An 8,542-nucleotide genomic window follows, 5' to 3' on the forward strand; every position below is an offset into this window, starting at 1 on the left:
GCAGCCACTGGTCAGATTTATGATGGGCAGTCCCGGCGGTTTGCGTTGTTTTACATCGTTTTTCTTAACTCATATGCACTGGACAGCTGCACAACAGGAACAACTACTGGCGGTTATCAGCCAACGTAATACCCGCGATCACATCGCCCGGCAACTCGCTCAGAGCGAAGCGCTTGCCCGACAGCTCGACACTGACCTCAGGGCACAATACGACATCTGGCAACGGGAGCAAGCCGATGTAGACCGGCTTCAGCGGCTGAGCTGGGCCAGCCTTTATTACGACTTTCTGAACCGGAAAGAACAACAGCTCACGAAAGAAGAAGCCGAGGCCCGACAGGCACATGCCCGTTTCGACAGCATCAATGCCGGTCTGGAAGCCACCCGTGCCCGTTGCCATGACCTGCAACAGCAACTGACGCCCTTCAGCACGGTTGACGCCGATTATGATTACCTGATCCGGCAAAAACAGCAGGCCATGGCCAGCCGTACCGATGAGACCGCCCGACAGTATCAACAGCAACTGGATGAAGTGGAACGTCTTGACCGGAAACAGAACGAACTGACTGAAGCAGAGCATGCGGGGAAGATGCTGCTGAATGAAGTATTGCGATTAAACAAACTGCTCGCCGAAGCCCGCAGCCGAGGTAACTGGGACCTTTTTCTTAATTCTTCGCTGATATCATACGCCAAATACCAGACACTGGACGAGGTTCGTGATCAGACATTTGCAGTCAATCACCGGCTGAAATTATTTCAGCAGGAATACGCTGACCTTGGCCGGACGACTGCGCTCAACCTGCTCTTGACCAGCAATATGACCCGGTTTGTCGATATTTTTTTCGACAATATTTTCACTGACTGGGCCGTGCAGTCACGAATTGAAAAGGCACAATCGGCCAGCCTGAGCCTTGAAAACCAGCTGATCCCGGTGCTTACCTCCATTCAGGAAGAAATTATTCAGGTTACGGCCAGCCATACGGAACGATTAGCGCGGCTGAGCGGGTTTCTGGAACAAGCGTAAGTTCCGTTTCGTCATCTAATCACTATTCCTATGAAAATCAGCGCTATCATTACCGGTGTAACCGGCATGGTCGGCGAAGGTGTGCTGCACGAATGCCTGCAAAACCCCGATGTTGAGCGTGTGCTTATCATCAACCGCCGCCCCTCCGGCTTCAGCCATCCGAAACTGAAGGAAATTGTCCATAAAGATTTTTTCGACCTCGCGCCCATCAGCGGGCAACTGGCCGGGTATAATGCCTGCTATTTTTGTCTGGGTGTATCGTCGGTGGGTATGAACGAAGCAGAATACCGGCATATGACCTATGATCTGACGATGCACATGGCCCGGACGCTGGCCCCGCAGAATCCGGATATGACCTTTTGCTATGTGTCGGGAGCCAGTACCGATAGCACTGAACAAGGGCGGCTGATGTGGGCACGCGTCAAAGGTAAGACCGAAAACGACCTGATGAAGCTGCCTTTCAAAGCTGCTTACATGTTCAGGCCCGGCTACATGCACCCAACCCCCGGTCTGAAAAACACTAATAAGTATTACAAATACATCACGTGGATGTATCCTTTTTTGCGCCGGTTTTTCCCGAATTCCGTCTCCACCCTTGCTGAATTAGGCCAGGCCATGCTTACGGTAACGAAGCACGGATACCCCAAACCGATTCTGGAAGTAAAGGACATTCACGGGTAATGATAAAATGGGCGACCCCATGGGGTCGCCCATACCGTTTTTACAGGTAAACCGGCAGGCCCGTCCGGACCGATTCGTCACAGGCAAAGGCAATGCGCAGGCTGTTGACGGCGTCCTGTACGTGATCCGTCAGGTCGATGTCTTCCAGAATGGCCTTCTGGAAGTACCGCTGCTCACGGTTGCAGAGTTCCTGATGGTCAGGCTCATCCTGCATATCAATCCACTCGTCAGCCTTTGTGAAATTATCGTTTTCGTCGAGGTCAGCGTAGTGTACCCGCAGCGACTCGGTTTTGGTATGCGAATCAACGTCGTCGGATTTTCCGCTGGCACCGGCATTTTTGGCGACGATCGACACACAGCCCCGTGGCCCGATTACGTCTTTCACAAAAAATGCCGTTTCGCTCATCATCGGCCCCCAGCCGGCTTCATACCAGCCCACCGACCCGTCTTCAAACCGGATCTGTAGCTGGCCATAGTTATAGTTATCAACCGGAATATCGTTGGTCAGCCGCGCGCCGATGGCATTGACCTGCACCGGCTTTGAGCGCGTCATCATGCACATGATATCGATGTAATGCACCCCACAGTCCACAATCGGGCTCAGGCTTTTCATCAGGTTCCGGTGAACGGTCCACATAAAGCCGTGGCTCTGTTGATTCAGGTTCATCCGCATCACCAGTGGTTTGCCCAGATCGTGAGCGACTTCAACAAATTTCGCCCACGACGGATGATGGCGCAGGATATAGCCGACCACCAGCTTTTTATTGGCCTTACGGGCCGCTTCGGCCACCCGCTCAGCGCCCTCGACCGTATCGGCTACCGGCTTTTCGATAAATACATGGCAGCCTTGCTCAAACGCCATGATGGCAAATGGCTCGTGTGTATCCGGATAGGTCGAAATACAAACCGCATCGGGTTTGGTTTCGGCAAGGGCTTCGGCATAATCAGTGAACAGCGGATAGCCCCCGCCCAGCTTTTCGTTGAGTACTTCCTTGCTTTTACCCGTCGAAACGATGCCGCAAATGGTAAATCCGTCCAGCGAGTGGTACGCCTGCGCGTGCGACGAGCCCATGTTGCCGCATCCGACAACCAGTACCCGCAACGATGTAGTTAATGAAGACATGAATATTGGCTTAAATAGCTTTATGAATCAAAATAAAGGGGTACAGGATTCTACTCCAAATGCATAACACAATTCGGTTCCCTGAAAGCCGCAGCCTGCACTCACAGCTTCACTCAGATTGCAGGCTGCGGCCATTGTTCCCTGTCCGGTAATACCGTTCAGAGAGCCGTAAAAGGCTATGCCCTGTCCCATTGCGGACGTAATTCTGTCCGTTTCTGGACAGAACCTTTGCCTGACCATTTCGTCAAAAGCCCGTTTCCGACGTAGAAACGGGCTTTTGGGGTTTATGGCAAAGCATTTGCTCAGCAAAAGTAGAGTTAATCATTCCGGCATGAAACGAACATATCTGGGCGAGTTTGAAGAAATTGTGCTGCTGACCGTAGCCGTACTGGAAGTCGAAAGGCAGGCTTACGGCGTGGCCATTACCCACGAGATCATTGAACAGACCGGCCGTTCGGTACGGCTCAATCAGATTCACGCGGCCCTCGAACGGCTCGAAGAAAAAGGCATGGTAAAATCAGAAATGGGCGAACCCACGGCCGAACGCGGCGGTCGCCGCAAGCGTCTGTTTTCCGTTACCGGCTACGGCCGCCTGACCCTGCAGGATATTCAGGAGGTCCGGGTCAGCTTCTGGAACCGCATCCTGCACCCGGTTAAACCCGTAGAGACGCAACAGCTTGCGTCTCCGCTGGGGTAACCCGAAAATATTGTAATCAATTGAGATGCAAAATATTGCGTCTCTACGGGGCAACCCGAAAATATTGCAATCAACTGAAAGCCGAAACACTGAAGCAAATTGATACGCAAGATACTCCGGCAAATTGAGCAAAATACTCCGGCAAATTGAGACGCAAGATGTTGCGTCTCTACAAATAGGCAGCAATCAATTCCCTATGCAACACAAACCGCCCCAATACGCTGACCGGCTCCTGCGCCTGTTTCTGGCACCGCACCGTCGGGAGGAAGTGCTTGGTGACCTGCACGAAGAATTTGCGTGGCAGGTACGCAACGCCGGCAAACGGCGGGCACGCTGGCGGTACTGGCTGGATGTGCTGGGTTTCCTGAAGCCATGGGCCATCCGCCGGCCAGAACACGAAGAGAACCGAACTGTATTTTCAACAACAAATTTTCTGAGTCCTGCTATGTTACGTAACTATTTCCGGACGGCCTGGCGCAACCTGCTAAAGAACCGTTTTTACTCGCTCATCAACATGTCGGGCCTGACCATCGGACTTGCCGTTGGCATCCTTATCCTGCTTTGGGTACAGGATGAACTGAGCTTTGATCGGTTTCATCAGCAGGCCAGCCAGATCTACAAACTCGAAAACTGGGCCGGTACGGGCAGCAGCCGCCAAATCTGGACGTCGACCGTGGCACCCATCGCCGAAATGGGTAAGCAAGAACTGCCCGACATCAGAGAGGCCGTCCGGACATCGTACAACGGGATGTATAACCTCTTCAAGTACAAAGACAAAAGCATTGTTGAGGAAAATACGATGTTTACGGACCCTACCTTGTTTTCGGTCTTTGACTTTCCGCTGATCGCGGGCAATTCCGCCAGCCCGTTTCCCGATGATCACTCCATTGTGCTGACCGAAACCACGGCCAAACGCTATTTCGGCGATGAAAACCCGATTGGCAAGGTCCTGGTGAGCGACGAAAATACCGCTTTCAAGGTAAGCGGTATCATCCGCGACATGCCGGAAAATTCCAGCATGCAGGCCGATATCATGTTGCCGCTTTCGCTGATGTTTACCCGGACCTACCAGGCCAATACCGGCGGTAAAAACCAACATAACGACTTTTCACAATTCAACTACAACACATATTTTCTGCTTCAGCCGAATGCGTCGGTTGCTGCGCTGACGGATAAACTGCGGACCATTCACCTGCGGAACAAACCCGATGATACCGACCTGACGTACCTGCTCCAGCCACTGCCTGACATACACCTTTATCATGCCGATGGTACCGAAGCCGGAATCGGGTCGGTACGGATGTTCGGGATCATTGCCTTACTGATTCTGACTATTGCCTGCATCAACTACGTAAACCTGTCGACGGCCCGCGCCATGCTGCGCTCGAAAGAAGTCAGCATGCGGAAAATCGTCGGTGCCGCGCGCGAACAGTTATTTATGCAGTTTGTAGTCGAAACCGGATTGCTGTTTTTCGTTGCAACTATCCTGGCGCTAAGCCTGATGTATGCGCTGCTGCCGGTTTTCAACCAGCTATCCGGCAAACACTTAGTGCTGACGCTGAGTAATATCCGGATCTGGGAACTCATAGGGCTCACCATTTTCGGGACGTTGCTGGCATCCAGCATCTACCCTGCCATTCTGTTGTCGTCGTTCGACCCGCTGAAGGCCCTGAAGGGTAAAATTTCGTCCCGTGTGAGTGAGGCGCTGTTCCGGAAAATACTGGTTGTGGTCCAGTTTTCGGTTTCGGTTATTCTCATTGCCAGTACGTTTATCATCAGCAATCAACTGCACTACATCCAGTCGAAAGAGCTGGGCTACGACAAAGCCCACGTCTTTGGTCTTTTCATGCGCGACAATATGGCGAAGCATTTTGAAGCGGTAAAAGCCAGCCTGCTCAACCAGCCGGGTGTGGCAGCCGTAACACGGGCGAGTGCCAACATCATCCGGCTCGAAGGTCAGTCGGGTGATAACGAGTGGGATGGCAAGGAAAAAGGTGAGACCATGTTTGTCCGCCCCGTTGCCATCGACAAGGACTTTATTCCGTTCTTTAAAATGCAGCTTACTGAGGGCCGGAATTTTGCCGGCACGCCGGCAGACTCCCTGCATTTTATTCTGAATGAAACCGCTGTTAAACGCGCCCGTATCAAAAACCCGATCGGTAAATCGTTCCGGCTCTGGAACCGGCGGGGCACGATTGTGGGCGTCGTAAAGGATTTTCATTTTGCCTCAATGCGCCAGAAAATAGAACCTGCGGTGTTCTTCTACCAGCCAGGTGATATGCGGTCATTATACGTCAAAACCACAAGCAATAACGCGCAACAGGCCATTGCTGCGGCCGAAAACGTGTATAAGCAGTACAACGCCGACTACGCCTTTACCTACACGTTTCTGGATGCATCCTTCGACAATCTCTATAAATCGGAGCGCCAGACGGGATTGCTGTTCAACATTTTTGCGGGCATCGCTATTCTGATTTCCTGCCTTGGTTTGTTTGGTCTGGCCACGTATACGGCACAGGTGCGTACCCGCGAAATCGGCGTCCGGAAAGTATTGGGTTCCAGCATATCAGGCATTATCCAGCTGTTAGTCAAAGACTTTGTTAAGCTCGTTGTTATAGCTATTGTTATTGCCGTACCGGTTGCGTGGTACAGCATGAGTCAGTGGCTGGAAGCGTTTGCCTACCGCATTACTATTGAATGGTGGATTTTTGCCCTGTCGGGTTTACTGGCCCTGAGCATTGCCCTGATTACCATCAGTGTCCAAAGCATTAAAGCCGCCCTGATGAACCCCGTCAAATCCCTGAGACCGGAATAAAAGAATGCTTAATGGACAATGTATCATTGTCTGCTTCCTTGTCTATTAAGCATTATTCATTTTCAATTATCCATTAAACATGCCCCAACCTCCTGAATATGCTGAGCGGCTTTTGCGCCTGCTGCTGGCCCCTCACCGCCGGGAAGAGGTGCTGGGTGATATGCACGAAGAATTTGCGTGGCAAGTCCGGCAGTCAGGCGAACGGCGGGCACGCCGGCGATACTGGCTTGATGTGCTGGGGTTTATGAAGCCCCGTTTTCTGAAACGACGTGAAACCGAACAACTCCCGAACTCAACTTTTCAACTCCCTATGATCCGCAATTATATCACCATCGCGTTCCGGCAGCTCTGGAAAAATCAGCTGTTCAGTGCGTTGAATATCACGGGGCTGACGGTCGGTCTGGCCGTGAGTACGTTCATTGCCTTGTATGTCTGGCACGAATTTCATTATGACCGGTTTGAGCCGTTTGCCGGGCGCACCTACCGAGTCATATCCTTTGCGAAGTATGCAGGACAGGACGTTAGTTTTCCGAACTTTCACGAATCATTTGGCGTGCAGGTGAAAAAGCAGCTTCCGGACGTGGCTGAAGTGGTCCGGATATCTGACGGTTTCGAGGCAATTCTACAGCAGAAAAACGGGCAGGCCTTTAAAGAAGAAGGTATTGGCTTTGCGGATGGCCCGACCCTGACGACATTCGGCTACAAAACCCTGTACGGCGATCCGGCTACCGCCCTGACTACGCCGGGACGCATTGTGCTCACCCGCCAGCTGGCCGAAAAATACTTCGGCAATACCAATCCGGTCGGGCAAACGATCATCTACGACAAGCACTACCCGCTGACGGTATCGGCCGTGCTCGATGATCTGCCGACCAACTCTGTCATCCGGTTTAAAGCCCTGGTCTCGCTGGCTTCCATGCCGTCGCTGGGTGCGTTTCACCAGAATATTTACAAGGCCGCCGGTTTCCTGAGTACGTATCTCGTTCTGAGGCCGGATGTACGAGTACAGCAGGTGGCCAAAAAGCTGGAAAAGGTCAACAAAGGCCTCAACTTTATGGATGCGTCCAGCAAGTTCGAGCTGGAAGCGCTGCCTACCCTGCACCTCGACAGCCGGACCGTTTCGAAAGAAACCCGGCAATCGCTGTATATTCTGCTAACCATTTCGCTGGTCATTCTGGCCCTGGCCGTGATCAACTACATCAGCCTCACCACCGCACGGGCCACCAAACGGGCCCGCGAAGTAGGCGTCCGGAAAGCCATCGGCGGGCAACGGTCCGAGCTTATCGCCCAGTTTTTTACCGAGTCATTCCTGACAACCACCATGGCGTTTGCCCTTTCGCTGCTGCTGCTGCAACTGCTGTTTCCGTGGGCCAACAATGCCCTTGACCTGGACATGGATAACCGTGTGCTAACGCAGGGGCCTTACTGGGGTCTGATGCTTGGGCTGTGGTTGGGCTGTTCGTTGCTGGCGGGTGGTTATCCGGCCCTGCTGCTATCCCGGTTCCGGCCCGCGCTGGTACTCAAGGGCGCAACCACATGGCGGCAAAGCGGTACCGGTGTCCGGCAGATTTTTACGACCGTTCAGTTTACCGCATCCATTGGCTTGCTGATTTGCAGCCTGGTACTGTACAGCCAGATGCGCTACCTGCGCACCCGTAACCTGGGGATCAACCGCGAACAGATTGTGGCCCTCACGATCGACAGCGAAATGAAACCGCAGTTTGGCGGCTTACGCGATGCTATCCGGCAGTGGGCAGGTCCCGAAAACGTCGCCGTGTCAAATACCGCCCTGTTTACCAACCGCGTATCGACCTGGTTTATGCAGACGGAGAAAACAAAGAAACAGGTGATGCTCAACGCGCTGACGGTGGATAAGCAGTTTTTTGCCTTGCTGGGAGCCAAATGGGCGTATAAACCGGTCAGCTGGGACAACGGAGCAATCGGCAAAGAGCTGACGATCTTTAACCAGACGGTCATGAAAGAAGCCGGCATTGCGGGTAATCCGCTCCAGCAACCGGCGCCGTTCAAAGGCCAGCAAACCGATGGCGTGATCGCTGACTTTCACATCAGCGGCCTGCAGGGGCCGGTTTCGCCGGTTATGTTCTCGGTTGTGAGCGATACCAACCGCACTATTTTAGCGCAGAATGCCTACCTGATGGTGAAGCTCCGGCCGCATACCGATGTGCCGCAGGCGATGGATCAGCT

The 8,542-nt window shown here is 53.0% G+C and carries 6 protein-coding genes; 5 read left to right on the forward strand and 1 reads right to left on the reverse strand.

Features of this window, described 5'->3' with window-relative positions; translation table 11 throughout:
- The first annotated feature begins 73 nt into the window (after positions 1–73).
- Entirely contained in the window at positions 74–1,021 is a 948-nt protein-coding gene (locus tag BLX24_RS26595; protein ID WP_071506269.1) for a hypothetical protein, read from the forward strand.
- 30 nt (positions 1,022–1,051) lie between these two features.
- Entirely contained in the window at positions 1,052–1,702 is a 651-nt protein-coding gene (locus tag BLX24_RS26600) for an NAD-dependent epimerase/dehydratase family protein (RefSeq protein ID WP_071506270.1), read from the forward strand.
- 40 nt (positions 1,703–1,742) lie between these two features.
- On the opposite strand, the gene BLX24_RS26605 is transcribed toward BLX24_RS26600, so the two are convergent.
- Positions 1,743–2,825, reverse strand: a complete 1,083-nt coding sequence (locus tag BLX24_RS26605; protein WP_083422203.1) for a Gfo/Idh/MocA family protein — start codon at positions 2,823–2,825, stop codon at positions 1,743–1,745.
- Positions 2,826–3,156: 331 nt separating this feature from the next.
- Between BLX24_RS26605 and BLX24_RS26610 the strand changes: the two genes are divergently transcribed.
- The 3 genes from BLX24_RS26610 to BLX24_RS26620 all read left to right on the forward strand — a co-directional run.
- Positions 3,157–3,522, forward strand: coding sequence for a PadR family transcriptional regulator (locus BLX24_RS26610; protein WP_071506271.1), 366 nt, complete (start codon positions 3,157–3,159; stop codon positions 3,520–3,522).
- Positions 3,523–3,718: 196 nt separating this feature from the next.
- Positions 3,719–6,337 carry an ABC transporter permease gene (locus BLX24_RS26615; protein ID WP_218160722.1) on the forward strand — a complete coding sequence of 873 codons (2,619 nt, stop codon included), beginning with the start codon at positions 3,719–3,721 and terminating at the stop codon, positions 6,335–6,337.
- A 79-nt stretch (positions 6,338–6,416) separates the two neighbouring features.
- On the forward strand, positions 6,417–8,542 hold a 2,126-nt coding region (locus BLX24_RS26620), incomplete at its 3' end, for a permease prefix domain 2-containing transporter (RefSeq protein WP_083422204.1).

Source organism: Arsenicibacter rosenii (assembly GCF_001870735.1).
GTDB lineage: Bacteria > Bacteroidota > Bacteroidia > Cytophagales > Spirosomataceae > Arsenicibacter > Arsenicibacter rosenii.

Bases quoted from the DNA above. Each gene is read 5' to 3' on its own strand.
- BLX24_RS26595 (WP_071506269.1), top strand. From the start codon at position 74: ATGCACTGGACAGCTGCACAACAGGAACAACTACTGGCGGTTATCAGC.
- BLX24_RS26600 (WP_071506270.1), top strand. From the start codon at position 1,052: ATGAAAATCAGCGCTATCATTACCGGTGTAACCGGCATGGTCGGCGAA.
- BLX24_RS26605 (WP_083422203.1), bottom strand. From the start codon at position 2,825: ATGTCTTCATTAACTACATCGTTGCGGGTACTGGTTGTCGGATGCGGC.
- BLX24_RS26610 (WP_071506271.1), top strand. From the start codon at position 3,157: ATGAAACGAACATATCTGGGCGAGTTTGAAGAAATTGTGCTGCTGACC.
- BLX24_RS26615 (WP_218160722.1), top strand. From the start codon at position 3,719: ATGCAACACAAACCGCCCCAATACGCTGACCGGCTCCTGCGCCTGTTT.